Below are 25,676 nucleotides of genomic sequence, written 5' to 3'. Positions count from 1 at the left end.
CTTCGGTTCCGGGCCGTTCTCCTGTTCTCAGCCTCAGGTCGGAGGGGCGGCGCCGCGCGACGGAGTCGCGGTGATCAGGCGCCGCGCAGGCGCTCGGCGAGGTACGTCTGCAACTCGGCCAGCGGCACGCGCTCCTGGCCCATGGTGTCGCGGTCGCGCACGGTCACGGCGTCGTCGTCGAGCGAGTCGAAGTCGACGGTGACGCAGAACGGGGTGCCCACCTCATCCTGGCGGCGGTAGCGGCGGCCGATCGCGCCGGCGTCGTCGAAGTCGACCGTCCACTGCCCCCGCAGGCTGTCGGCCACCGACCGTGCCAGCGGCGAGAGGCGCTCGTTGCGCGAGAGCGGCAGCACGGCCACCTTGACCGGTGACAGGCGCGGGTCGAGCTTGAGCACCGTGCGGGTGTCGGTGCCGCCCTTGGCGTTGGGCACCTCCTCCTCCACGTAGGCGTCGACGAGGAAGGCCATCATCGCGCGCGTCAGTCCGAACGACGGCTCGATCACGTGGGGCGTGTACCGCTCGCCGGATGCCTGGTCGAAGTACGTCAGCGACTGACCGGACGCCTCGGTGTGACTGGACAGGTCGTAGTCGGTGCGGTTGGCGACGCCCATCAGCTCGCCCCACTCCGAGCCCTGGAAGCCGAAGCGGTACTCCACATCGATGGTGCCGGCGGAGTAGTGCGCGCGGTCCTCCTTCGGCACGTCGAACTGCCGGATGTTCTCGGGGTCGATGCCCAGATCGATGAACCAGTCCCAGCACGCCTGTACCCAGTGCTCGAACCACTCCTTCGCCTCGGCCGGCGGCACGAAGTACTCGATCTCCATCTGCTCGAACTCGCGGGTGCGGAAGATGAAGTTTCCCGGCGTGATCTCGTTGCGGAACGCCTTGCCCACCTGGCCGATGCCGAACGGCGGCTTCTTGCGCGACGCGGTGAGCACGTTCGAGAAGTTCACGAAGATGCCCTGCGCGGTCTCGGGGCGCAGGTAGTACAGGCCCGTCTCGTCGTCGACGACGCCGAGGTACGTCTTCACCAGACCGGAGAACGACTTCGGCTCGGTCCACTTGCCGCGCGTGCCGCAGTCGGGGCACACGATGTCGGCCATGCCGTTCTCGGGCTGACGGTTCTTCTTGGCCACGAAGGCCTCGATCAGGTGGTCCTCGCGGTGGCGCTTGTGGCACTGCAGGCACTCCACCAGCGGGTCGCTGAAGGTGGCGACGTGGCCGGATGCCTCCCACACGCGCTTGGGGAGGATGATCGACGAGTCCAGGCCCACCATGTCGCCGCGTCCGCGCACGAAGGTCTGCCACCACTGCCGCCGGATGTTCTCCTTCAGCTCGGTGCCGAGGGGCCCGTAGTCCCATGCCGAACGGGAACCGCCGTAGATCTCACCCGCTTGGAACACGAACCCGCGGTGGCGGGCGAGGGCGATGACCTTGTCAAGACGGGACTGTTCGGCCACGGTGGCTCCAATGGTCGCATGCTGCGGGGTGTGGTGCCCGTGAACACGGGCGCCACCATTCTATCCGCGGCGCTGCGAGCGCGATCTCCTCACGCGACGCGTCGCCCGCGTCGCGATGAGGGTCACGCAGTGAAGAGGTAGCCCCGGTCGGTGTCGAAGCCGGCGATGCGCCGGCCCTGATCGAGCTGCTCCTCGATGTCGGCGCGCAGGCGCAGACGCCACTGGTGCGCGGCATCCGGATCCGAAACCCGCATCGACTCGACGTCGGAGGGGATCTCGACGGTCGCGACCACGGCATCGGATGCCGGGGGCCTGGCGATGTCGGCGAGCGCCCACTCCACGTCCAGCCGGTCGCTCTCGTCGCCCGCGTCTCCACCGCCGAAGATGCCGTAGCGGTTGACCGAGTAGCCGGTCACGCGGGCGCCGAGCACGGTGAGGAAGAAATGGGCGTTGCGGGCGACGAGCGGGTCGTAGGTCCAGGTGACCCGGCCGACCTCGCGCGAGAACGCCCACTGCCGCTGGTGCTCCTTGAGCTCGCGCCCCCAGCCGCGGCCGCGGTACTCCGGCAGCAGCGCCGTGATGTGCGAGTGCATGGTGCGGCGGGCGGGCACGCCGAAGAACGCGACGGACGCCCCGACCATGCGCTCCGCGCCCTCGGAGTCGTCGAACAGCCCCACGACGTAGTTGCCCGACTGCTGCAGCGCGCGCAGCGTGCCGGCGTCGATGACGCGTTCGGGGCCGCGGATGGAGTCCAGCAGCTCCTGGGCATCGATGATCAGTTCAACAGTGTCGAGATCTCGAATCGTGCGCACGAACCCAGTCTGCCTCAGCTGAAGAACTTGATCGACATCGGGTACTGGTAGAACTCGCCGTTGCCGGCCTTCACGGCGGCGATGACGCTGAAGACGACGTTCAGCACGGCGGCCGCGATGATGATCAGCACGCCGATGCCGACGATCGCCAGCACACCGCCCACGACGAAGGCGATCAGCAGCGTCAGCTGGAAGTTCAGTGCCGTGGCGGTGTGCGCCCGCACGAACGGCCCGCGATCCTTGAGGAGCAGATAGCCGATCAGCGCTGCGAAGAACTCCAGGAAGATGCCGCCGATGTGCACCAGCACGGACCACATCTTCTCGTCGGAGGGGCTCATGGGCTGCGGCGCGGCGTAGTACGGACCGGGCGGCGGCGGTGGCACGTTGCTCATGCGCTCACACTAGCGGTCCGGCCCGGCGGCTCGCCCGAATGCTCAGCGATGCGGGAACGTCTCGCCGCCGCCTGCGGCGAGCGCGTCGGCGACGATGCGCAGGTGCTCCTCCCCCATCTCCACCGGGATCGGCGGCAGCATGTCGTCCCAGAACGCGAGCGCCGCGCCCCGGCCCTGCATCATGCCGGCGGGACGGGCCAGCGCCCACAGGTGCAGGTGCGCGGAGCCGTCGTTCCAGCGCGCGAAGTGGCAGCGCGCGACGCCGGGGATGCTCTTGACCGCCTGCGAGATGCGCTGCATGAGCGGACCGTAGGCGGCCAGCACCTCGTGCGGCGCGTTCTCGAGCAGCCAGTGCTCACGGGGCGCGATGGCGCCGAGGAACGGCAGCCCGCTGAACTCCCACCCGGCACTGACCTTCCAGTGCTCGTCCTGCCAGATGATGTGCGGGCTGGGCTTGCAGGTGTTGCAGCTCTGCGGGTCGACCTCCCCGCCGCGCGGCTGCTCGGGCACGAGCATCGGCTCCAGCGGGCGCATCGTGATCTGCTCGAACGCCCACGGCAGCCCTTCGGTGAGAGCCGTGGCATCCATCCGCTCGCCGATGGGAAGTCGGGCGTGGTAGGCGGATTCGACCGGATGCTGCTCCTGCTCACGCGCGTCGCTCATGCCTCCATGGAATCACGTCCGGGCATGCGGGCTGGGATGTTCGCCTTACGCGCCTCGTCACACATGCGGACGTCGTAGCTCCACAGCTCGTGCGCGGCCAGCGCGGTCGCTGTCGCCAAGTGCACGGCGTCGAGTGAGCGCAGCAACGGTGTTCCGATCGAACGCGCGAACTCGATGACGAGCTCCGTGATCGGAGCCTGGCCGATGCCGTCCATGATGTTCGTGAACGCCTCCGCAGGATCTGCGATCAGCTCGACCGAGCGTCTCTTCAGCGCACGTGCGATCTCGACTCTCGTCAACTGCGAAGTCACGAACAGCACTCCGTTCGAACTGGCGCCCGCCATCTCGCGGACCAGCGCACGGGACTCCGGCTCGGGCAGACCTCGCTTCAGCGCAGCACTCGTGTCGACGTAGATGAGCCTCATCAGACCCGATCCTCTCGATCGATCAGATCCAGGACGGTCATCCCTTCAGCCAGGCGGAACTGCGGTTCGATGACTCGAGGCGGGTTGTCCGGGGGAATCACCCAGTCCGGGTACGCCACGGCGTGCCGATTCTCCGCGAGTCCGAGATGCTCATCCACCGCGCGACGCAGGATCTCCTGCTGGCTGAGACCGGTGCGCTCGGATTCCGCCTTCAGCGCGGCCGCCGCTTCGGGCCGCAGTCTCAGATTCATGGCCATGCGATCATGGTACCGATCGGAGCCGACAGTGGTACCGAAGTCCGGCGCCCGCCCTCGCGCGGCAGCTCATCCCGCGCGGCGCAGATATCCGCCGCGCGGGAGGATCCGAGCAGCGCGAAGCCTCAGCCGAGCGTGCGGCCGTCCGGATCGCCGGGGCGCGCAGGCCGCAGGCGATCCGGCGCCGGCCACGGCAGCGTGAAGCGCGCCGAGGGCGGGCGCTGCATGTCGCCGAAGTCGTCCACCTTCACCACGACGCGTCCGGGTGTCTCGCCGTCGGACGGCGTCACCTCCACGAAGCGCACGCGAAGCGGATCGGGGGCCTCGCCCTCCAGCATCCAGACGTCGGCGAGCCACGCCAGTCCCACCTCGTCGAGGGCTGCCTCGGCGTCGAGCCAGTCGACCGGGGCGGATGCCGTGCGGCCGAGCACGTCGATCGCGACCCAGTCCTCACCCTCCGGGCTGATCCAGCCGAGCAGCTCGCCGTCGTCGCGGCGGTGCGGGGTCCAGTCTGCGGGAAGCATGCCTCGACGCTATCCGAGACACCGGTCCCTCGACAGGCTGTGGCCACAGGAGAGCGGGAGGTCACACTACAGAGGGATCCCTGATCGATACCGCAGGGTGATCCCCCGGTGACGTCGCGCTCTCTACTGTGACCTCACACCCACGAACGAGGAGCACGACCTTGCACACCACACTCTCGACCCACGCTCCGGCACGACGCGCGCGGCGCGATGCCCCTGCCCCGCGCTCGCACGCCCGGCTGCGCACGACCGCACTGATCGTCGCAGGCGCCGTGGCGATGCTCGCCGTCAACGCCGTGGCATCCGCCGTGCGGCATCCGGTCGCGAGTCTCCTCGTGGGCGGCGTGCTGGCGGTGGGCATGATCGCGCTCTACGTCTGGGCCGGCATCCGCTTCGAACGACGCACCGTCACGGAGTTCGCACGGCGCGGCGGGCTGCGTCACGTGCTGACCGGGGTGGCGATCGGCGTGGGCCTGGCCGCCGCGACGATCGGCATCCTCGCCCTGTTCGGTGCGTACCGGATCACCGGCTGGGGATCGATCACGGGCGCGCTCGTCGCGGCGGGCACGATGATCGCGGTCGCGGTCTCCGAAGAGGTCTTCTTCCGTGGCATCGTCTTCCGTCTGCTGCACAGCAGGTGGGGAGCGGTGATCGCGCTCATCGTCTCCTCGGGCCTGTTCGGGCTGATCCATCTCCTGAACCCGGGCGCCACGCTCGCCGGCGCACTGGCGGTCGCCGTCGAGGCCGGTCTGCTGCTGGGCTCCGCCTACCTGCTCACCGGCTCGCTGTGGCTCGCGATCGGCCTGCACTTCGGCTGGAACGTCGCGATCGGCGGCATCTTCGGCGCCGTGGTCTCCGGCTCGGCCGCCTCGGGATCGGGCTCCTCGGACTCACTCGTCGCGGCGACGACCGCCGGCCCGGACTGGCTCACCGGCGGCGGCTTCGGCCCTGAGGCGAGCATCGTCGCGGTCATCGTGTGCGTCGCGGCGACCGCCGGGATGCTCGTCACCGCGCGCCGCCGTGGTCGCATCTGACGGTCAGGTTCATGAGGCCGGGTCCCGCCTGCGGCGGCACCCGGCCTTCGCGGCTACGCGGTCAGGGCGATGTACTTCTCCTCCAGGAACTCCAGGATTCCCTCGGAGCTGCCCTCGCGCCCCAAGCCGCTCTGCTTCACGCCGCCGAACGGTCACGGCCGGCACGACCACGGAGGTCGGCGACACGGTCGCATGGCTGCTGAGCGACCGCTCGACTCACCTCAGCGGGGTCGTGCTCCCGATCGACGGCGGGTTCGTCGCCTGATGGAGGAGCCGACGATGATGTCAGGTGCGAGCGACGACACCGCCGACCGCTCGGCGATCTTCGACCTCGTCAGGCGGGAGCGGTTCGCGCGCGACCAGCGGCGGTTCGACGTGATGAGGGACTGCTTCCACGACAACGCCTGGGTGCGCACCACCTGGTACGACGGCATCGGCGGACAGGCCTACGTCGATTCCACCCGGGAGCTGCTCGGCGATGTGAACGCGCAGACGTACTCCGGCAAGCACTGGGTGCTCCCCGCCCTCGCTCGCGTCAACGGCGATCGCGCGCTCGTGGAGAGCCCGGCGAAGATCTTCAGCCGCTATGACGACATCGGCGGCATCCCCGCTGACATCCACAGCTACTGCCGCTTCTTCTCGCGCGTGGTGCGACAGCACGGCACGTGGAGGCTGCTGACGTTCCACGTGCTGTTCGAATGGGACGAGCTGCGCCCGGTGGTGCCGGGCCAGGTTCCTCAGCTCGACACCGATCTGCTCGGCTCGATTCGTCCGTCGTACCGCTACCTCGGATACGCGCAGACCCTGCGCGGCGTCGACGTGAACGACCGTCTTCTCGGGGACGACCGCTGGGCCGACCTGGTGGCGTTCCATCGCGGTGAGGACGAATGGCTCGGCGGGGCCGGCGCGATCGATCAGCCGCGGTGATGCCCCTTCAGTGGGTGTACTCCATGAGGTCGGTCCCGAGCACGCGGAACGCCTGGTGCGCGCGCAGGCGGTGGCTGATCGACAGGTCGTCGAAGCACACCGTCAGCGCGTAGGCGACGCCCGCGCGCGGACCGGCGAGCACGCCCGCCTCGGCGCGCACGCCGCGGTCGCGGCCGGTCTTGTTGATGAACAGCAGTCCGTGGGCGTCGTGCTCGTGCGCGAACGGGTCCAGGCCGGTGGCCGCCGCGACCAGGCTGAGGTCCTGGTTCAGGCTCAGCCACTCCGACACCTGCGAGCTGACGCTCGCGTCGACGACCTTCGAGTTGACCAGCGCCGAGAACAGCTGCGCGAACTCGCGAGTGGTGCCGACGGCCACATGCGGGGCGTCGTCGGGTCCGCGCGTGTCGCGGAAGCGATCGAGCAGCGCACTGCGCGGCATGCCCAGGCTCACCATGCGGGCGCGCACCTGATCGTGCCCGACCGCATCGAGCAGCGCGTTCGCGGCGTTCGGGTCGCCGGTGGCGGCTGCCAGCACCGCGAGGTCGATCAGCGGCAGCGCCGGCGCGCGCAGGCTGCGCCACAGTCCGGAGCCGGTGACGAAGCCGTCGGTCGTGCGATCCACGATGCGCAGCGCGTCGAGCGCGCCGGCATCCAGCGCCGCCGCCGCCTCGACCAGCACGGGCACGACTCCCAGCCCCGCGATCGGAAGCGGAACGTGGTCGTCGCCCGAGACGATGGTGCGGCCGGTGTCGAGGTCGGTCGCATGCACCGACACCTGGGCACCCGAGGTCGCCAGCTGCTCGAGTGCGCGCAGCGTGGAGCTGAACGACCGGCGGCCGACCGCAGCGCGCCGCGGCATGCGCCGGCCGGCGCGCTGCGACCTGTGCGACGCGGCGACGAGCCCCTCGGCGGCGCGGCGCGCACCGTCGGAGGGCTCGGGGACCGAAGCAGACGCGGAATTCACCCAGGATTCCTCACGGCAGGAGTGGGCGTCGGTGACCGGAGGCCCGCGCGGGGGAGCTGGGGAATCCGACCGACTCGGCTATCGTAGCCCCGCCCGCCGCTTGCGCGGCAGGCGGGGTCGATGCGTTCACCAGATCGTGACGCGGCGGTCCTTCGGCAGGTGCAGCCGGTCGCCCTCGTTCACGTCGAACGCGTCGTAGAACGCGTCGACGTTGCTGAGGATCTGGTTGCAGCGGAACTCGTTGGGCGAGTGCGGGTCGACCGTCAGCAGGCGGATCGTCTCGGCGTCGCGGCTCTTCTGCTGCCACACCTGCGCCCAGCTCAGCAGCAGGCGCTGGATGCCGGTGTAGCCGTCGATCACCGGCGCTTCGCCGCCTTCGAGCGAGAGCTCGTACGCCTTCAGCGCGATGCCCAGGCCGCCCAGGTCGCCGATGTTCTCGCCGATCGTGAGCGCGCCGTTGACGTGGTGCTCGTCGCTCAGCCCGAGCGGCACGAGCGCGTCGTACTGCGCGATGAGCGCCTTGGTGCGCTGCTCGAAGGCCTCGCGATCGGCATCCGTCCACCAGTCCTGCAGCCGGCCGTCGCCGTCGTAGCGGCTGCCCTGGTCGTCGAAGCCGTGCCCGATCTCGTGGCCGATCACGCCGCCGATGCCGCCGTAGTTGGCGGCCGCGTCGCGCTCGGGGTCGAAGAACGGGTACTGCAGGATGGCCGCAGGGAACACGATCTCGTTCATGAACGGGTTGTAGTAGGCGTTGACCGTCTGCGGAGACATGAACCACTCGTCGCGGTCGATGGGCTGCCCCACCTTCGCCAGCTGGCGGTCGTGCTCGAACACCGTCGCGCGCCGCGCGTTGCCGACCAGGTCGGCGGGGTCGATCTCGACGCCGTCGTAGTCGCGCCACACGTCAGGATGCCCGATCTTCGGGCGGAACGTGGCGAGCTTGTCCAGCGCCTTCTCCCGGGTCTCCGGGCTCATCCACTCCAGGGTCCGGATGCTCTGCCGGTACGCCTCGATCAGGTTGCCGACCAGCTCGTCCATGGCGGCCTTCGCGGCCGGCGGGAAGTGCCGCTCGACGTAGATGCGGCCGACCGCATCGCCGAGCGAGCCCTCCACCAGCGAGACGCCGCGCTTCCAGCGCTCGCGGATCGACGGAGTGCCGCTGAGCTCGGTGCCGTAGAACGAGAAGTTCTCATCGACGATCTCGTCGGTCAGGTAGCCGGCCAGGCCGTGCACGATCTTGGCGCGCAGCCATGCCTTCCAGTCGTCCAGGCGCTCCTCGGCCAGCAGCGCGCCGAGACCCTCGAAGAAGCTGGGCTGGTAGACCACGAGCTCGTCGAACGGATTGGATCCCTGCGCCTGTCGGAGGGCGGCCGGGGCCACGGCATCCCGCCACGGGGACAGGTCGACGCCGACCAGCTGCTGGAACTCGTCCCACGTCTTCAGGTTGTAGGTCTTCACGGCGTCGCGGGAGGCGACGTTGTCCCAGTGGTGCCCGGCGATCTCGTGCTCCAGGCCGAAGGCGCGGTCGGCGGTGCCGCCGGCATCCGCCACCCCCGCCAGGGCGAGGATGCGCTCGAGGTGGGCGCGATACGCGGCGCGGGTCTCGGCGAAGCCGTCCTGGCGGTAGTAGCTCTCGTCGGGAAGGGAGAGACCGGCCTGCACGACGAACGGCACGTAGCGCTCGGGGTCGCCCGGGTCGGGCTCGACGAACACGCCGATCAGCGCGGCGACGCCTTCGCGATCGAGGTTGCCGATCGCGGAGAGGAAGGAGCGGATGCTGTCGATGGCGTCCACCTTCGCCAGCTGCTCGTGCAGCGGAGCCAGCCCGAGCGCGGCGATGCGCTCGGTGTCCATGAAGCTGGTGTACAGGTCGCCGACCTTGCGGTTCAGGGTGCCGGCCTCGGCATCCTGCGACTCCTCGATGATGGCGCGCACGTCCTTCTCCGCCTGCTCGGCGAGCAGGTGGAAGGACCCCCAGCGCGCCTTGTCGGCGGGGATCTCGGCGCTCTCCAGCCATGCGCCGTTGACGTGGCGGTAGAGGTCGTCCTGGGGACGGATGTCGGAGCGGAACTCGCTGATGGCAAGGCCCGAAGGCAGAACGTCAGTCATGGGTTCAACCCTATGCGCCGCCGCCGACGCGGACATAGGATTGCGGCAGGCGTTCACCGGGATGGGAAGTCCGTGCGGGGCGGGAGGCGACGTCGGAAGGGGCGTCTGCCGTGCGCGGACTTGGACAGTATCTGGTGCTCTCCGGTGCGGCTCGCGCGGAGGATCTCGCAGCGACCATCGAGGCGGTCGGCGACGGAGAGGCGCTCGCCCGACGTCTGCTGCAGGAGCGTCGGGTCACCGAGCAGCAGGTGGCCGAAGCGGTGTCGATGGCGACCGGGCACCGGTTCATCGACCTGAGCGAGTACGAGTTCGATCCCGAGGTCATCGCGCTGGTCCCCGAATCGCTGTGCCGTCGGTACCGGCTGCTGCCGCTGCGCCTGCGCCGGCAGCGACTGATCGTCGGGATGGTCGACCCGACCGACATCATCGCGCTCGACGATGTGGCCAGCGTGACCGACCTGCGCATCGTCCCGGTCGTGGTCGCCGAGGACGCCCTGGGCCGCGCCTTCGAGCGCTTCCTGCGCTCGGACAGCGAGCTGACCGACCTGTCGGAGCAGATGGGCGAGTCGTCGACGACGTCGCAGGTGAGCTTCACCGAGCAGCTGGATGACCAGGATGCCGATGCCCCGATCGTGCGCTTCGTCAATCTGCTCATCACCCAGGCGATCAACGATCGCGCCAGCGACATCCACATCGAGCCCGGCGAGCAGCACCTGACGGTGCGCTTCCGCATCGACGGCGTGCTGCACGAGATGCAGCGAGCCGACCGCAGCACGCAGGACGGCGTGATCTCGCGCCTGAAGATCATGTCGTCGATCGACATCGCCGAGAAGCGCGTGCCGCAGGACGGACGCATCTCGGTCATGCACGATGGGCGGGCCGTCGATCTGCGCGTGGCGACGCTGCCGACGGTGTGGGGCGAGAAGATCGTCATGCGCATCCTCGACAACGGCGGCCAGAACGCCACCATGAACGATCTGCTGTTCTCCACGGTCAACGAGCGCACCTTCAAGGCCGCGATCACCCGTCCGCACGGCATGGTGCTGGTCACCGGGCCCACCGGGTCGGGAAAGTCCACCACGCTGTACACGGCGCTGCGCGAGGTGGCGAACCCGCGCGTGAACGTGATCACCGTCGAGGACCCGGTGGAGTACCGCATCCCCGACATCAACCAGGTGCAGGTGAACCCGCGGGCGGGCCTGACCTTCGCCGCGGCGCTGCGCTCGATCCTGCGCGCCGACCCGGACGTGGTGCTGGTCGGCGAGATCCGCGACCGGGAGACGGCGCTGATCTCGGTGGAGGCGGCGCTGACCGGGCACCTGGTCATGTCGACCCTGCACACCAACGACGCGCCCAGCGCGCTGACCCGGCTCACCGAGATGGGCACCGAGCCGTTCCTGGTGGCCACCGCGCTGACGGCCGTGGTCGCGCAGCGACTGGCCCGGCGCCTGTGCACGCGGTGCCAGATGCCGCTGGAGACCGACGAGGAGTCGCTGCGCGCCGTGGGGATGCCCGAGCACCTGCTGCGCGGAGCCAGGGTGAGCCGCGCGGTGGGCTGCTCGTCGTGCTCGAACACCGGCTATCGCGGCCGGGTGGCGGTGCACGAGGTGATGAACGTCACCGAGCAGATCGAGCACGCGCTGGTGACGCACGCGACCGGCGGCGAGCTGCGCGAGATCGCGATCTCGCAGGGCATGGTGCCGCTGCGCGAGGACGGCTGGGCGAAGGTGGCCTACGGCATCACCACGATCGAGGAGATCCTGCGCGTCACCGTGTGACGGATGCGGGCGCGGCGAGCGAAGCGGCGTCAGCCCTGCTTGGCCATGTCGCCGTAGAGGGTGAAGATCGGCATGTACAGCGAGATCACCATGCCGCCGATGATCACGCCGAGCCCCACGATCAGCACCGGCTCGATCAGCGACGACAGCTGCTCGGTGGCGGACTCGACCTCGTCCTCGTAGAACTGGGCGATGCTGGCGAGCATCTCGGCGAGCGTGCCGGACTCCTCGCCCACGGCGACCATCTGCGCCACCATCGGCGGGAACACCTCGGCCTTCGCGAGCGGCCCGGCGAACGAGCGCCCGGCGCGGATCGAGTCCTGGATGTCGCGCACGGTCTGCTCGATGCGCCAGTTGTTGGAGGCCTGCCCGACGATCGCGAGCGCCTGGATGATCGGCACACCGGCATCCAGCATCATCGACAGATTGCGGGCGAACCGGGCGACGGCCATCTTCGTGACCAGCGGGCCGAAGATCGGCAGCCGCAGCTTGATCGGATCGACCACGCGCCGGTACGCGTCGGTGTACCTGTTGCGGCTCCACCACACCAGCCCGGCGATCACCAGCACCGCCAGGATCGGCAGGATCCACAGCATGTTCTCCGACAGCGTCACCAGGATCTGGGTGGGCAGCGGCAGGGCGCTGCCCAGCCCGGCGAACATGTTCTTGAACACCGGCACGACGAAGGTGATCATCGCCAGCACGCCGAGCACGGCGATGATCAGCACCACCAGCGGATAGGTCGTCGCGGAGCGGATCTTGCCCTGCAGGTCGGCCTGCTTCTGATAGTTCTCGGCGACCGAGTCGAGCGCCTTCCCGAGGAATCCGCCGGTCTCGCCGATCTGCACCAGCGAGACCATCAGCGGCGGGAAGATCTGGGAATGCCGGGCGAGGGATGCCGACAGCGACGAGCCGCTCTCCACGTCGGCCTGCACCAGCACCAGCACGCTCTGCAGCTCTTTGTCGTCGGCCTGCTCGGCCAGCACGGTCAGGGTGCGCAGCAGCGGCAGGCCGGCGTTGACGAGCGCGGCCATCTGCCGCGAGAACACGGCCAGCGTGGAGGCCGGCACCCCCTTGCGCAGCCGCGGGAGGGTGATCTCCATGTGCAGGCCGGTCTTCGAGACCAGGCCGACATGCAGCGGCGTGAGCCCCTGCGCGCGCAGCTTGGAGACCACGACGGCGTCGCTCGGGGCATCCATCGTGCCCTTGACCGTGCGCGAGGTGGCGGGGTCAAGCGCCTGGTACTCGTACTCCTGGACGACGGCCATCACGAGCCCCATTCACTGAGCTGGGTGCCGCCGGCGAAGCTGGACCACGACTCGGCATCCAGATCGGCGGGGCGCACGCGCACGCCCTCGAGCGAGCTGGGATCGGTGGCGAAGGTGCGCGCGACCGGGGCGGCGATGGCGCCCTCCGCGACCAGGCGACGCAGATCCTGGTCGAGTGTGTGCATGCCGACCGAGGCGCCCGCCTGCATGGTGGAGTACAGCTGCGACACCTGCCCCTCGCGGATCAGGTTGGCGACGGCGGGCACGTTCATCATCACCTCGGTGGCGATCACCCGACCCTGCGACTGCGCGCGCGGCAGCAGCGTCTGGCTGATGATGCCCTGCAGGGTGTCGCCGAGCTGGGTGCGCACCTGCGCCTGCTGGTCGGCGGGGAACGCGTCCACCAGCCTGTTGATGGACTTGGCCGCTCCCTGCGTGTGCAGCGTGGAGAGCACCAGGTGGCCGGTCTCGGCGGCCGAGAGCGCGGTGGAGATCGACTCGCGGTCGCGGAGCTCGCCCACCAGGATCACGTCGGGGTCCTGTCGCAGCACGCGCCGCAGCGCCTCGGAGAAGGATGCCGTGTCGCTGCCCACCTCGCGCTGGTGGATGAGCGCGCGCTTGGACTCGTGGTGGAACTCAATCGGGTCCTCGATGGTGACCACGTGCACCGGACGCGTGCTGTTGATCACGTCGACCATGGCGGTGAGGGTGGTCGACTTGCCGGATCCGGTGGGGCCGGTGACCAGCACCAGGCCGCGGGGCCGCAGCGCCAGGTCGCGGGCGACGGCGGGGGCGCCCAGCTGCTCGATGGTGAACACGCCGCCGGGCACGAACCGCAGCGCCATGGCGATGTCGCCCTGCTGCCGGAACACGTTCACGCGGAAGCGGCCGATCCCGGGGGTGGCGTAGGCGAGGTCGACCTCCTGCCGGGTCTCGAACTCCTCGCGCTGGGGCGCGTTCATCAGCGCGAGCGCCGCCGCCTCGGCCCACTCGCGGCTGAGTCGCTCGCCGTACCCGGGAATGCCCGTCAGGTCGCCGTCGACGCGCATCAGCGGCACGGATGCCGCCGTCAGATGCACGTCGGACGCTCCGGCGCGGGCGGCGGTTCCGAGCAGTTCGCCGAGCTGGTCCAGGATCATCGTGCACTCCCATCGGTCTGCAGGAACGTGATCGCCTCGACGCGCACGTCGAAGCCGCCCGACCCGTCGGTGACGGTCGTCTTGTCCACGGCGAGCAGCCGGCCGGAGCCGCGCAGCCCGTCCAGGAACGTGGTCACGGCGTCCATGGTCGGCGCGGTCACGGCGATCGTGATGCGCACCTGCTGCCGTCCGGATGCCGCGGGCGCGGGCGCCGACGCGGCGCCGCCGCCGGCTGAGGACGGGTCGGTCGCGGCATCCGGCGTGTTCATCGACGCGGTGCCGCCGGCCGCGGCGGGATCGGTGGTGTCGGATGCTTCGGCATCCGCTGCCGCATCCGCCGGGGCCGAGGGCTGCTCGGCGACGAGCCCCGCGCGGGGCGGCGTCGGCCGCGGTTCGAACGCGGTCAGTTCACCGCGGCCGATGCTGGTGATCTGGGCCTCGGCGCGGGTCGCGGCGGCGTCCACGATCGCGAAGGCCTGGTCCAGCAGCGGGGCGGTCGGGATCTGCGCGCGCAGGTCGGCGACGGATGCCTCGGTCTGCGGCATCCGCTCCTTCGCCTCGGTGAGCGACTGCACCTGCTGCTCGTACGTGCGGTTGGTCGCCTGGGCCTGGCCGGTCTGCTCCAGCGCGGTGGTGCCGCCGCTGATCAGCGGGAGCACGCCGAGCAGGATGCCGAGCGCGAACACGGCCGCGCACACGAGCCCTCCGATCAGGGCGACGAGCTGCTTGGTCATCGGTCGGCCTCCTTCTTCTCCGCGAAGCTGCCGGAGTACACCGTCTGGTCGAAGGTGATGTCGATCGTGTACAGGTAGCCGTCGGCGCCGCTGGTGGCGACGGAGCTGGCATCCGCTCCCGCCACGCCCTCCACGGCCCGCAGGGCCCGGGCGTACGGGGCCATCTCGCGCGGCGTGGGGCTGGCGAGGGTGATGGTGCCGGTGAGCCCCACGGCCTGCTGCGCGGCCTCCTTCGCGGCCTCGGCGTCGGCGCCGCCGCCCTGCGGCACGGCGCCGACCGTGAGGTCGAAGCCGACCAGCTGCACGTCGGCGGGCAGGGCGCCGCTGATCCGGTCGAGCACGGCTGTCCAGCCGAGGTCGGACCCCATCGCGTCGGCCCGGTACGCGATCAGGTCGCGTTCGGTCTGCAGCGTGCGGCTGACCTCGGACAGCTCGCCGATCTCGCCGATCAGCGCGGTGGTGCGCTCCTGCTCGCCGGTCAGCCCCTGCTGGGTGTACAGGTTCCAGGCGTAGGCGCCGCCGATCAGGGCGGTGGTGAGCATGAGCGTCGCGATGACCGCGCGCCCCCACACTCCTGTCAGCCGCTCGCGCTCGCGGCGCTCGAACTCCGAGCGCGGCAGCAGGTTCACCTGGGGGATGTCGCCCACCTGAAGGGCCGTTGCGCGCGCCATCACTTCGCCTTTCCGAGGGCCAGCCCGAGCGTGCCGACCAGGTTGAGCGCCATGTCTCCGACGGGTTCGGCGCCGCGCACCTCGGCGACGTCGCCGAGCCCGATCTGCCGGATCGGCACGGGGAGCGCGTCGGCCAGGCCCGAGGTCACGCCGCGCACGGTCGAGCCGGCGCCGCAGAGCAGCACCTGGTCGACGGATGGCGCCTGCGGGCGGTTCGCGTAGAACGCGAGCGTGCTGCGGATGCGGCCGACCAGCTCGGTGACGGTGCGGTGGCCCAGGTCGCCGCGCAGCTGCCCGCGCAGCGCGCTGCCGGCCGGGGCGGGCGAGGCGGCCGGGGCGTTCAGTGCGCTGGCCGCGACCCGTGCCGGGTCGAGCAGGTCGGCCGCGTCGTACTGCAGCGGAGCCGGTTCGTCGGAGGCGGATGCCCCGGCATCCGACGCCACCAGCGCGCGGCGGCGCACCACCGCGTTGGTCTCGAGGTCGACCGGGGTGATGCGCACGAACTCAGGGATGCCGTCGCGCAGGATGAGGATCTGGGTGGTGTGGTCGCCGATGTGCACGACGGCGACGGTGCCCTGCGGCGCCACGCGGGCGGCCGCGCGGGCCAGGCCGAACGTGGTCAGGTCGACGTTCATGATGCGCACCTTGGCGCGGTCGAACGCCGCCATCATCCCCTCGACGGTGTCGGCGACGGCGGCCACGAGCAGCCCGTGCATGCGCTCGCCGTCCTGCGCGGTGGGGTAGTAGTCGAGCACCGCCTGGCTGACGGGAACCGGCAGCAGGTCCTGCACCTGGAACGGCAGCGCCTGGCGCAGCAGCTCGGGCGCCATCACGGGCGTGGTGTACTCGCGCACGAGCACCCGCCGGCTGGCGACGCCGAGGGTGGCGGTCTTGGCCTTGATGCCGGCGGTGCTCCACAGCTGGCGGATCGCGATGGCGACCGCGCCCTCGTCGAGCACCTCGGAGTCGCGGGCGGAATCGGGCAGCAGCGGCACCTCGCCGTACGCGATCACGTGCGGGTTGCGGTCCAGGCTCACCTCGACCGCGCGCACGCTCTCTTCGGTGATCTCCACCCCGACTTGACTCTTCGCCATCGTTCTCTTCCCTCTTCGCCTCAGTGCGGGCCTCAGCCCAGCAGCCCCACGTACCAGCGGCCGATCGGCTCTCCCACGAGCAGTCCCACCCAGGCGCCGGCCAGCATCCACGGGCCGAACGGGATGCCGCTGCCGCGCTTCGCGCGGCCGATCGCGATCAGCGCGATGCCGAACGCCCCGCCCAGCGCGAACGCGGCGAACGCGCCGACGGCGAGCGCGCCCCAGCCGAACCAGCCGAGCACCGTGCCGACGAGCCCGGCGAGCTTGACGTCGCCGCCGCCCATGCCACGCGGGCTGATCCACCGCACCAGCGCGTACAGCAGGTACAGCGCCGTGCCGCCGATCAGCGCCCGCACCAGTCCCCACCACTCCCCCGCCTCTTGGGTCGCGGACTGGGTCGCTGAGTCTGTCGAAGCGCCGCCCCACACCCCCAGCGCGGTCGTCGCCACGATCAGCACCGCCACCGCCGCCCACCCGGGCAGCACGATCGCGTTCGGCAGCCGCTTCACGTCCAGGTCGATCAGGGTCAGCACCACGCTCAGCGCGGCGAACAGCTCCAGCACCGCGAGCACTCCCCAGAACCGCACGGTTCCCAGGTCGTTCGTCGCAGCCACTCCCACGGCGACGCCGGCGAACAGCATCCCGGTGCCGAGTTCGACCAGCGGGTAGCGGATGCTGATCGGCATCCGGCAGTCGGCGCACCGACCCCGCAGCGTCAGCCACCCGATCACGGGCACGTTGCGCCACCACGCGATGGGCGCGTCGCAGCCCGGGCAGCGGCTCTCGCGCGTGAGCGGGATGCCGGCGGGCACGCGGTACGCGACCACGTTCAGGAACGACCCGATGGCCAGCCCGAACACGCCCGCCCACACGGCGACGAAGGTGGTGGTGGGGGTCACGGCACGTCCGTCTGCGAGATCCGCTCGCCGAGCACGGCATCCGCGGAGCCGCCACCGGATTCGGGAGTGGTCCCGGCGACCTGACCGGGCAACGCGATAGGAGCACCCCAGAACTGCAGGCCTCCGCCGTAGTCGAAGCTGCCTCCGTAGAAGGTGCCGCGCCACGCGTCGTTGTTCATGCCGGCCACGTCGATCTTCCCCGGTGTGTACGCCATCGCTGTGACGCCTTCGCCGATGACCGTGCCGTTGATCTTGATGCTGCCGGCGTGCGAGGGGATGTCCGGGATCTGGTTCTTCGTGCAGTTCGTCGAGCAGAACGGGCTTCCGGGGGTCTTGGCGTCGTCCACGATCACCCACACGTGGGGGGTGGTACCGGGTGCCGCCTTGATCGTGAGCTGGGTGAGGTCGAAGGTCTTGGCCGCCAGGACCAGGTCGTGCGAGAGGGTGATCGTCGGGGTGATCCCCATGTTGGTGCTCAGCTCGTTGCAGGCGCGAGCGTCGATCGCGACCGTGCCCGCTGCGGACCGCGCGGTCAGGTCGGTCCATCCGGTACCGGGCCAGGCGTTGAAGGAGTTGCACGTTCCGGCGCCCGAGCCCGAGTTCACGAGCTTCGTCTCGGCGAAGCCCCAGTCCGCGCTGTCGTATGCGTAATCGAACCACGAGAAGCCGAGGGCCTTGAAGTCGAGGGCGTCCGGCTTGTCCGAGTTCTGCGCGATCGTGCCGCCCACGGGGCCGCTGCGCGTGATGACACCGCCGGTCGTGACGTCTCCTCCGACGCTCCCGTTCTGCAGGTTCAGGTCGCCGCCGACCCACAGGTCCTTGTCGATCCGCCCGTCAGCGCGATAGGTCGTTCCCGCCTTGGCTGCCGTCACGTTCCCATGCACGTGCGTGTCGTTCTGCTGAGAGTTGTAGAGCCCGTTCACGTGCACGTCGCCGGCGATGTCGCAGTTGCCCGAGGTCTTGAAGTCGCCCGAGGCGATGATGTTGCCTGGAACGGTCGCCATGCAGGTGAAGCCGCCACCGGGGATGACCAGGCTCAGCAGATCGTCGTTGACGCCGGCGTGCGAGACCACCTCTTTGGTGAAGGTCGTGTTGGCGAAGAAGATCATGTCGGCACCGGTGCCCGGCGCGGTGGTGACGATGTACTTGTACGTGGCGTCGGTCACCGTTCGACCGGAGCCGGCTTCGCCGGTGGCCCGGAAGGTCACCTGGTCTCCGGGTCCGCAGATCGTCTCGACCTTGTAGGTCGCTGCGCTACCCGTCGCGACGGGCGCCTTCGCCACGTAGCCGGGCTTCGACGGGCAGTACCCGCCGTCGGCGATCGCCTGGCTCACGGCGACGGCGAGACCGGCATCCGCCGCCGCGCGCGACTCGGCGGTGCTGCGCGAGCCGACAGCGCTGGTCATGGTGTTCAGCACCAGCGCGGCGACGGTCACCGCGACGGTCATGAGCACGAACATCACGATCATCACCACCACGAGGGTGGCGCCGCGATCATCGGCGGTGGCGCGCTCGCGGGCGCGTGCGAAAGTCAGCATGTCACTCCTGCCGGATCGCCGTCGACCTGCCCCTGAGGGGCGAGGCCCCCGGCGATGGTCACGGACTCCTGAAACCTGATCGTGTAGTCGACGCTCTTGGTCGGCACGTCTTCGACAGCCGGGGCAGCCGGGGCGAAAGTCGCCGACTCGACGTCGGCCAGCGTCGTCCATTCCCCATCGAGATCGAGCGGGGCGCTGTCAGAGGTCGTGTACTGCAGTGCATCGCCGCTCACGCGCCAGGCGCGGCACTGGATAGTGGTGGCGCTGGTGACGACGGTCGCGACGAGCGTGTGATCGCCGACCGTCCGCAGGGCGACGGCGTTGCGCGCGCTCTGCTGCAGCGACGCTGAGACGGCGTTCGCGCTGCCGGTGGCGCGGTCGCGGTCGGCCGTGGCGGTCTGCGACTGCCAGCCGTTGATGAAGATCGCCGAGACGAGCAGCAGGAACACGGCCGCCAGCGACATGTAGATGATCAGCTCGACGAGCGTGATGCCGCTCTCGTCGTCGTGAAGCCGCTGCCTGCTGGTCATCCGCGCACCATCACCTTCGTGACGATCTTGACGAGAAGCTCGTCGTCGGACTCGCGGAAGACCTTCACGGTGACCGTGCCCGTTCCTTCGCCTGCGCAGTCGATCTCGCGCGTTGCCGACAGTCCGGCCGAGCGCAACTGCTCATCGTGGTGATAGCCGCTGAGGTCGTCGCAGGTCTTCGCGTTGGCGGGGCTGTTCGGGAAGTCGGCGCGGATCGGAGCCAGCTCGGCGGCGGCGACGTTGTTGGCCGCGACGAGGTCGCGGTTGACGACGCTGGTGCCGGTGGCCTGAATGAGCAGCGGGAGAACGCCGAGCGCCAGCACTGCGAGCAGCAGCATGGCCACGACGATCTCGATCAGACCCACACCGTCGTCGTCTCGGGTATCAGACGACATTGCGGTCCTTGTTGAAGGGTGTTGCGGTCCCCGTGGGGAAGGTGCGAGCGGAGGCCCGAGAGTACGGGCCTCCGCTCAGGAGAGTTCAATCAGTCGTCGGCGGCGCAGCCGGGACCGGCGGTACCGGAGGCTGTCGTGTCCTTAATCGACGTCGCTGTGACGCACAGCGTCTCCAGCTTGTCGACGGTGCCCGTGAATGTGTACTTCTTGGAAATTTCGTCTGCCTCGACCGGCAGAGCACCGGTCCCGCCCTGGGCGAGGTCGGACGCAATCTGTGTCGCGACGTTTGCTGCAGCCGCCTCAGCTGCGCTCTCCTCGGCCGCGTGCTGCAGGTTTCCAACCAATGGGATCGCGACGGCCACCAGGATGCCCAGGATGACGACGACGATGATGAGCTCGATCAGAGAGAAGCCGGCTTCGCCGCTCTCCTCGCGCTCGCGCTTCTTTGCCTCGATGAGACGACGGATGGTACGCATGACTAAGTCAGCTCTCCGGGATGACGCAGACGGGTAGCCCTGATTGCGAGCAGGCGCAGTCGACGGGGGATCCGACGGCGTTTCCCAGCCCCAGGTCGGAATCGCCGTCACCCCTCAGTTGGTGCGATTCCTGAACAAATCTTGGCGGCTGCTGTGGATGTTCGCAAGTGTGCGATCATCACGTTCGGATCACGACTGTCCGGCCCACCTTGCCCGCCGGCCCTCACGCTGTCATGGACCGGTGCTCGATCCCACGGCGCAGCCGCTGTGCGGCGCCGTGCCCGCCAGCTTGTCCTCGGTCCACGCGAACGCGTCGGCGATCGCGGGCGAGTTCGGCTGGACGAGACCCAGATGATCCACGCCCCGGTACGCCCGGTAGTCCACCGCACTGCCCTCGGCGCACAGCTTCTGCGCGAACACGGTCTGCATGTCGGAGCCGACCAGCTCGTCGGCCGTGCCCTGCCCGACGAGCACCGGCACCTCGGCCGACGCTGCGGGCGGGATGTTCTGCGTCAGCCGGTTCGCCAGCGGGCCGCTCGCCGGATCGGCGCGGGTAGATCTCGCTGTACGCCGAGACGACGAACGAGGCGAAGATGCTGCCGCCGCGCGACCGGCCCAGCCCGTCGACGAAGTCGTTCACGTCGCTGACCGGCGCGAGCGCGACGGCTCCCGCCAGCGGAACGTCGGGCGCGTAGTCGTCCGCGATCGCCTCCGACCAGAGCGCAGCGCCGCCGCCCTGCGAATGCCCCCACGCGACGGTCTGCTGCGACAGCCGCGCGTTCTCGAGCCCGCGCGCGGCGCGCACGGCATCCAGCTCGGCGCGCGCACTGTCGGCGCCGACCAGATACGGGTGCGGCCCCTGCGTGCCCAGCCCGATGTAGTCGGTGGCGACCAGCGCCCACCCGTGCTCGATGATCCCGTCGAGCACGAACAGCGCGCCGGAGCCGAAGGGGTCGGCCGCCAGCGACGGCGCGCAGCGCCGGTCGAATCCGGTGGTGCCGTGATGCCACGCGATCACCGGATGCCGTTCCCCCGCCCGCGGCACCACGACCAGCCCGCTGGCGACAGCCGCACTGCCGTCGCCGTGGGTGGTCGTGTACAGGATGCGCCAGGCCCGGGCATCCTCGGGCACGCCGCGGGTGAACGGCTCGGCGCGGATCAGCTCGCCGGCTTCGCCGGGAACGCTGCGCGGTGCGACGTAGAAGTCGTCCACCACCGGCGCGCCGCCGCGCAGCGCCACGCTGACGATCACGGCACCGGCCGCGAGCGCGACCACGCACACCGCGCCGATCGTGCGCATCCACCGGCGCGCGATCGTGTCGCGACGCGTCTTGCGGTCTGCGTCGTGTTCGGGCGAGCGCCTGCCGCGCAGCATCCGCCACAGCGCCGCGACGCCCGCGAACGCGAGCGCCGAGCCGAACACCGCACCCACCACCAGCAGCGTGACGTCGGGCCAGACGAGGCCGAGGATGCCGAAGGCGACACCGGCCACGCCCAGCAGCGCCTCGGCGATGCGGCGGTCGAGCGGCCGCGGGGCGGTGTGGATGCCGGCGGTGCCGACGGGGCGGATGCTGACGGCGACGCTGATCGCGCCGCGGACGATCAGGGCGACGCCCGCGATGACGGCGAGCCCGCGGACGGTGAGATCCGGCAGCAGCAGCACGACCCCGCCCGTGATGATCAGCAGCGCGCCGACCGGCACCCGCACCGCCGCGCGGAGGATGACGGGGAGCATCAGCTCGAGCAGGCCGGCCAGCACCAGCCCCGCGCCGATCAGCAGGGCGAGCACGTCGAGCGCCGTGGTCGGATGCACGATCAGCACCGCACCCACCAGGACCGCCGCAGTCGCGAGCACGGCCGTGACCGGCTTCGGCAGCCGCCGCACCAGCCGCAGCCACGGCCGCTCGGTCGCGGGAGAGGGCGTGGCGGGAGTCACGGCGTCAGCCTACCCAGCGGTGCTGCGGGCGGTGCGTGCAGTGCGTGCGGTGCGGCGCGTCAGGGGTGATGCGGATGCCGAACCGGATTCAGCGTCGGAACCACCGGCGCGGGCGGGTGCGTCTTGTCGGCGATGCGGATGCCGATTCTGTGCGCTCCGAAGATGCAGCATCCGGTTGCCGTGTCTGCGCGACCCGGCGGCGCTCGCGCCAGGCGACCACCTCCGCGTCGACGTCGCGGGTGCTCGTGACCACCGGCGGGCCGCCGAGCAGCTGCCGGCGCGCGTCGATCACGCGACGATTGAAGTCCTCGACCACCTGCCGCACGTCCTCCTCGCGGCCGAGCAGATCGAGCTCGTCGTTCAGGCCGCGATCCTCCACCCGCAGCATCAGCGCGGGCGGGCCGAGGCCGGACAGGTTCTCGGTCTCGATCTTGCGGCGGATCCACCAGTCCGGATCGTCGTGCGTGCCCAGGCCCTGCAGCGGCTTGCCCGCGCCGGGCAGGTCGTCGAACGCGCCCTGGCGGATCGCGAGCTGAATGGCCGTCTCGACGAACTCCTCCTTGTTCTGGGCGTTCAGCACCATCGGCGCCTCGGCAGGGGTCTCGGCGGGCTCGGTCTCGCCGGCATCGCGGCGCGCACGGTACCGCGCGGCGCTGCTCATCGCATCGGACATCGGATCACCTCCGGTGGTTCCAGGGTACGGTGTCGTGGGTGGGATGGCATGAGTCGTATTTTTGTTCGGTAGTTTGTTGGTTGGTGGCGGTTCATTTTCGTATAAATGGTTGACAGGCGTCGAGATCGCTCGTATCGTTGAGGCATGTCAGCCGCCCTGGACAACCTGCACGAGGCCGTGTCGGCCGTCGATGCGGTGTGGGCGGATGCTGATGGTCCCGACGCATTCGAACGGACAGACCTCCTGAGCCTGAACGCGACGCTCGCCACGGCCCGGCATGCCCTGGAAGCCCTGCAGGCCGAGGTCGCCGCCGGTATCGCACACGAGTCCCGCTCGGAGCTGGGCGCCGACTCCCTGGCGAAGCAGAACGGATATCGCAACGCTGCCGCGCTGATCGCCACGACGACCAGCGCCTTCACGCGAGAGGCGTCTCAGCTGGTCAAGGTCGGTCAGGCGGCTGCCCCGCGCACCAACTTGGTCGGCGAGCGTCTGCCGGCCAAGTACCCCGCCGTGGCGTACGCCCTCGACGCGGGCAACCTGAGCGCTGCCGCACTGGCCATGATCGTCGAGTTCCTCGATCGCATCCGCATCGGGCACGGAGATGCTCTCGTGGCCGAACTGGAGCAGGTGCTGGTCGAGCGGGCCGTGGGGCTGTCTCTCGACGAGGTGCGTCGCATGATCAAGCACGCCGAAGCCGTCGTCGAAGAGGACAAGCTCGAAGAGCGCGAGCAGCAGCGCCGCGAACGCCGAACTCTGAGCATGTTCGAACGGGATGGCAACCTGCACGTCAACCTCATCACGCCTGTCGAAGAGGGTGCGGCGATCCGCGCCGCCATCGACGGGTACGTCAGCGCTCAGTTCCAGGCTCGCAGGGATGCTGAGCAGTCATCCTCTCCCGACGATCCGGACGCGCTCGACGCCGATCGGCGCACGGTCGCCATGATGCGCGCGGACGCCATCGCCCTGTTCTGCGAGCACGTGCTCGGCTGCGAGAGCAGCAACGTCCCGGTCTCCGGTGCCACCGTGATCGTGCGGGTCGACGCCGACGACCTGCAGACCGGCACGGGCCACGGAACCATCGACGGAATCGACCAGCCCATCAGCATCGCTGCGATCCGGCGAATGGCCGCCGCGGGCGGCGTGATCCCGTGCGTGCTCGACGGCGAGGGCGAGATCCTCGACTGGGGGCGCGAACGGCGCCTGTTCACTCGCCCCCAGAAGCTGTCCCTCGTCGAGCGGGACGGCGGATGCGCCAGATGCGGACTCCCGCCCCACATGACCAAAGCCCATCACATCGAGTGGTGGAAACGCGATCAGGGTGCGACCGACCTTGCCAACGGGATCCTGCTCTGCGAGTCCTGTCACCACCGCATCCACGACAACGGGTGGGAGATCCGCATCGACAACCCGCCCGGCGCCGGCACACGGCGGCGACGAGGGACCGGATTCAACGTGAAAGCGAAGGTGTGGTTCATCCCGCCTGCGCATGTCGACCCCGCTCGCACCCCGCAGCTCGGTGGCCGGGCCCGCTACGACATCGCGGCCTGACCGCCCCTGCGTCGCTGCCCAAACCCCTGCGTCGCTGAGCTCGTCGAAGCGTCGCGGCCACGCCATAGGCTCTTGTCGTGGCATCCTCCGCATCCGCTCCCCCCACGCTCAACCGCGAGATCCTGCACCTCGCGGTGCCCGCGCTGGGCGCGCTCGTCGCCGAGCCGCTGTTCCTGATCCTCGACGCGGCGATGGTCGGCCACCTCGGCACCGTGCCCCTCGCCGGCCTCGGCATCGCGAGCGCGGTGCTGCAGACGATCGTCGGGCTGATGATCTTCCTCGCGTACTCCACCACGCCCGCCGTCGCCCGCCGATTCGGCGCCGGCAAGCCGGGAGACGCCGTGTCGGTCGGCATCGACGGCATGTGGCTCGCCCTCGGCCTCGGCGCCGTGCTCGCCATCCTCGGCGCCGTGTCGACCGGACCGCTGGTCGCGCTCTTCGGGCCCGCCGACGCCGTCGCGGCCGAAGCGCGCACCTACCTGACGATCTCGATGTGGGGTCTGCCGGCCATGCTCATCGTCTACGCCGCCACCGGTCTGCTGCGCGGCATGCAGGACACCATCACCCCGCTGTGGATCGCCGGACTCGGCTTCGGCGCCAACGCGCTGCTCAACTGGATCTTCATCTACGGCTTCGGCTGGGGCATCGCCGGCTCGGCCTTCGGCACCGTCACCGCGCAATGGGGCATGGTCGCCGCCTACGTGCTCGTGATCCGACGCCTGGCCATCCGCCACGGCGCCTCCATGAAGGCGCAGAGCGCCGGGCTGCGCGGCTCCGCCCTCTCCGGCGGCTGGCTGTTCCTGCGCACCGTCAGCCTGCGCATCGCCCTGCTCGCCACCGTGGGCATCGCCACCGGCATCGGCACGCGGGAACTCGCCGGATGGCAGATCGCGTTCACCATCTTCTCCACCGCCGCGTTCGCGCTCGACGCGCTGGCCATCGCCGCGCAGGCGCTGATCGGCAAGAGCCTCGGCACCGGCGATCTGGCGCAGGTGCACCGGGTGCTGCGGCGCACCACGGCCTGGGGAGTGTGGTTCGGCGTGCTCGTCGGCGCCGCCATCGCCGGCCTCTCCGGCGTGCTGGGGATCCTGTTCACCGGGGATGCCGCTGTCGCCGCCCTCGTGCAGCCCGCCCTCATCGTCCTCGCGATCGCGCAGCCCGTCGCCGGCGTCGTGTTCGTGCTCGACGGCGTGCTGATGGGCGCGAATGACGCGCGCTACCTGGCCGTGGCCGGCCTGCTGAACCTGGTGCCGTTCCTGCCCGCGCTGTGGATCATCTCGGCCACCGGCGTCGACGCGGCCGCCGGGCTGCTGTGGCTGGCCATCGCGTTCTTCGGGATCTACCTGCTCGCGCGGCTCGCCACCCTCGGCTGGCGCGTGCGCACCGACCGGTGGACCACGATCGCCGCCTGACCCAGCACCGCCCGCCCGCCG

At 70.2% G+C, this 25,676-nt stretch carries 26 protein-coding genes and 1 pseudogene; 5 read left to right on the top strand and 22 right to left on the bottom strand.

The window, feature by feature from the left end; translation table 11 throughout:
- Positions 1–74: 74 nt before the first annotated feature.
- The 7 genes from Q9R19_RS10475 to Q9R19_RS10445 form a co-directional block, all read right to left on the bottom strand.
- Entirely contained in the window at positions 75–1,460 is a 1,386-nt protein-coding gene (locus Q9R19_RS10475) for a glycine--tRNA ligase (RefSeq protein ID WP_311256327.1), read from the bottom strand.
- A 122-nt stretch (positions 1,461–1,582) separates the two neighbouring features.
- Positions 1,583–2,272 (bottom strand): GNAT family N-acetyltransferase, encoded by a 690-nt coding sequence (locus tag Q9R19_RS10470; RefSeq protein WP_311256326.1) that lies wholly within the window; start codon positions 2,270–2,272, stop codon positions 1,583–1,585.
- Positions 2,273–2,286: 14 nt separating this feature from the next.
- Entirely contained in the window at positions 2,287–2,664 is a 378-nt protein-coding gene (locus tag Q9R19_RS10465) for a DUF4870 domain-containing protein (protein ID WP_311256325.1), read from the bottom strand.
- 42 nt (positions 2,665–2,706) lie between these two features.
- Positions 2,707–3,327, bottom strand: coding sequence for a hypothetical protein (locus Q9R19_RS10460; protein WP_311256324.1), 621 nt, complete (start codon positions 3,325–3,327; stop codon positions 2,707–2,709).
- A complete protein-coding gene (locus Q9R19_RS10455) occupies positions 3,324–3,752 on the bottom strand; it encodes a PIN domain-containing protein (RefSeq protein WP_311256323.1) in 429 nt (142 codons plus the stop codon). Before Q9R19_RS10455 ends, Q9R19_RS10460 begins: the two co-directional genes overlap by 4 nt.
- On the bottom strand, positions 3,752–4,009 hold the full coding sequence (locus Q9R19_RS10450; RefSeq protein WP_311256322.1) for a CopG family transcriptional regulator: 258 nt from the start codon (positions 4,007–4,009) through the stop codon (positions 3,752–3,754). Before Q9R19_RS10450 ends, Q9R19_RS10455 begins: the two co-directional genes overlap by 1 nt.
- 122 nt (positions 4,010–4,131) lie before the next feature.
- Positions 4,132–4,530 carry a hypothetical protein gene (locus tag Q9R19_RS10445; RefSeq protein WP_311256321.1) on the bottom strand — a complete coding sequence of 133 codons (399 nt, stop codon included), beginning with the start codon at positions 4,528–4,530 and terminating at the stop codon, positions 4,132–4,134.
- A 161-nt stretch (positions 4,531–4,691) separates the two neighbouring features.
- Here Q9R19_RS10445 and Q9R19_RS10440 point away from each other — a divergent pair, with 161 nt between their 5' ends.
- Positions 4,692–5,564, top strand: coding sequence for a type II CAAX prenyl endopeptidase Rce1 family protein (locus tag Q9R19_RS10440; protein WP_311256320.1), 873 nt, complete (start codon positions 4,692–4,694; stop codon positions 5,562–5,564).
- 53 nt (positions 5,565–5,617) lie between these two features.
- Here the strand turns inward: Q9R19_RS10440 and Q9R19_RS10435 are convergent.
- A pseudogene (locus Q9R19_RS10435) lies at positions 5,618–5,716 on the bottom strand (aldehyde dehydrogenase family protein); the annotation flags it as partial.
- A gap of 127 nt (positions 5,717–5,843) precedes the next feature.
- Here Q9R19_RS10435 and Q9R19_RS10430 point away from each other — a divergent pair.
- A complete protein-coding gene (locus tag Q9R19_RS10430; RefSeq protein WP_311256319.1) occupies positions 5,844–6,491 on the top strand; it encodes a nuclear transport factor 2 family protein in 648 nt (215 codons plus the stop codon).
- Positions 6,492–6,498: 7 nt separating this feature from the next.
- Here Q9R19_RS10430 and Q9R19_RS10425 read toward each other — a convergent pair whose 3' ends face one another.
- Together Q9R19_RS10425 and Q9R19_RS10420 are read right to left on the bottom strand one after the other, a co-directional pair.
- Positions 6,499–7,455, bottom strand: coding sequence for a serine hydrolase (locus Q9R19_RS10425; protein WP_311256318.1), 957 nt, complete (start codon positions 7,453–7,455; stop codon positions 6,499–6,501).
- A gap of 126 nt (positions 7,456–7,581) precedes the next feature.
- Positions 7,582–9,564, bottom strand: a complete 1,983-nt coding sequence (locus Q9R19_RS10420) for a M13-type metalloendopeptidase (protein WP_311256317.1) — start codon at positions 9,562–9,564, stop codon at positions 7,582–7,584.
- Between the two features lie 110 nt (positions 9,565–9,674).
- Between Q9R19_RS10420 and Q9R19_RS10415 the strand changes: the two genes are divergently transcribed.
- Positions 9,675–11,342, top strand: a complete 1,668-nt coding sequence (locus Q9R19_RS10415; RefSeq protein ID WP_311256316.1) for an ATPase, T2SS/T4P/T4SS family — start codon at positions 9,675–9,677, stop codon at positions 11,340–11,342.
- Positions 11,343–11,371: 29 nt separating this feature from the next.
- On the opposite strand, the gene Q9R19_RS10410 is transcribed toward Q9R19_RS10415, so the two are convergent.
- The 12 genes from Q9R19_RS10410 to Q9R19_RS10355 all read right to left on the bottom strand — a co-directional run bounded on the left by Q9R19_RS10410 (position 11,372) and on the right by Q9R19_RS10355 (position 22,695).
- A complete protein-coding gene (locus tag Q9R19_RS10410) occupies positions 11,372–12,610 on the bottom strand; it encodes a type II secretion system F family protein (RefSeq protein WP_311256315.1) in 1,239 nt (412 codons plus the stop codon).
- Positions 12,610–13,749 carry a type IV pilus twitching motility protein PilT gene (locus Q9R19_RS10405; RefSeq protein ID WP_311256314.1) on the bottom strand — a complete coding sequence of 380 codons (1,140 nt, stop codon included), beginning with the start codon at positions 13,747–13,749 and terminating at the stop codon, positions 12,610–12,612. Before Q9R19_RS10405 ends, Q9R19_RS10410 begins: the two co-directional genes overlap by 1 nt.
- Complete coding sequence (locus Q9R19_RS10400; RefSeq protein WP_311256313.1) at positions 13,746–14,483, bottom strand: hypothetical protein; 738 nt, start codon at positions 14,481–14,483, stop codon at positions 13,746–13,748. The genes Q9R19_RS10405 and Q9R19_RS10400 overlap by 4 nt, the downstream gene beginning before the upstream one ends.
- Entirely contained in the window at positions 14,480–15,154 is a 675-nt protein-coding gene (locus tag Q9R19_RS10395) for a hypothetical protein (RefSeq protein WP_311256312.1), read from the bottom strand. The genes Q9R19_RS10400 and Q9R19_RS10395 overlap by 4 nt, the downstream gene beginning before the upstream one ends.
- On the bottom strand, positions 15,154–16,248 hold the full coding sequence (gene pilM, locus Q9R19_RS10390) for a pilus assembly protein PilM (protein ID WP_311256311.1): 1,095 nt from the start codon (positions 16,246–16,248) through the stop codon (positions 15,154–15,156). The genes Q9R19_RS10395 and pilM overlap by 1 nt, the downstream gene beginning before the upstream one ends.
- Positions 16,249–16,280: 32 nt before the next feature.
- Positions 16,281–17,147, bottom strand: a complete 867-nt coding sequence (locus tag Q9R19_RS10385; RefSeq protein WP_311256310.1) for a prepilin peptidase — start codon at positions 17,145–17,147, stop codon at positions 16,281–16,283.
- Positions 17,144–18,685 (bottom strand): hypothetical protein, encoded by a 1,542-nt coding sequence (locus tag Q9R19_RS10380; RefSeq protein WP_311256309.1) that lies wholly within the window; start codon positions 18,683–18,685, stop codon positions 17,144–17,146. Before Q9R19_RS10380 ends, Q9R19_RS10385 begins: the two co-directional genes overlap by 4 nt.
- Positions 18,679–19,215 (bottom strand): hypothetical protein, encoded by a 537-nt coding sequence (locus tag Q9R19_RS10375; RefSeq protein ID WP_311256308.1) that lies wholly within the window; start codon positions 19,213–19,215, stop codon positions 18,679–18,681. The genes Q9R19_RS10380 and Q9R19_RS10375 overlap by 7 nt, the downstream gene beginning before the upstream one ends.
- Positions 19,212–19,610 carry a prepilin-type N-terminal cleavage/methylation domain-containing protein gene (locus tag Q9R19_RS10370; RefSeq protein ID WP_311256307.1) on the bottom strand — a complete coding sequence of 133 codons (399 nt, stop codon included), beginning with the start codon at positions 19,608–19,610 and terminating at the stop codon, positions 19,212–19,214. The genes Q9R19_RS10375 and Q9R19_RS10370 overlap by 4 nt, the downstream gene beginning before the upstream one ends.
- Before the next feature lie 89 nt (positions 19,611–19,699).
- Entirely contained in the window at positions 19,700–20,086 is a 387-nt protein-coding gene (locus Q9R19_RS10365; protein ID WP_311256306.1) for a prepilin-type N-terminal cleavage/methylation domain-containing protein, read from the bottom strand.
- Between the two features lie 223 nt (positions 20,087–20,309).
- Positions 20,310–22,022, bottom strand: coding sequence for a lipase family protein (locus Q9R19_RS10360; protein WP_311256305.1), 1,713 nt, complete (start codon positions 22,020–22,022; stop codon positions 20,310–20,312).
- 88 nt (positions 22,023–22,110) lie between these two features.
- Complete coding sequence (locus tag Q9R19_RS10355) at positions 22,111–22,695, bottom strand: DUF1992 domain-containing protein (RefSeq protein ID WP_311256304.1); 585 nt, start codon at positions 22,693–22,695, stop codon at positions 22,111–22,113.
- Positions 22,696–22,839: 144 nt separating this feature from the next.
- Between Q9R19_RS10355 and Q9R19_RS10350 the strand changes: the two genes are divergently transcribed.
- A complete protein-coding gene (locus Q9R19_RS10350; protein WP_311256303.1) occupies positions 22,840–24,243 on the top strand; it encodes a DUF222 domain-containing protein in 1,404 nt (467 codons plus the stop codon).
- A gap of 77 nt (positions 24,244–24,320) precedes the next feature.
- The gene (locus Q9R19_RS10345) at positions 24,321–25,655 is read left to right on the top strand and encodes an MATE family efflux transporter (RefSeq protein ID WP_311256302.1); all 1,335 of its coding nucleotides are present in this window, start codon (positions 24,321–24,323) and stop codon (positions 25,653–25,655) included.
- Positions 25,656–25,676: the final 21 nt, after the last annotated feature.

The organism is Microbacterium sp. ARD32, from assembly GCF_031844385.1.
Taxonomy (GTDB): domain Bacteria; phylum Actinomycetota; class Actinomycetes; order Actinomycetales; family Microbacteriaceae; genus Microbacterium.
Note: the sequence above shows the minus strand (reverse complement) of the source record. Positions and strands in the feature narration are given on the sequence as shown.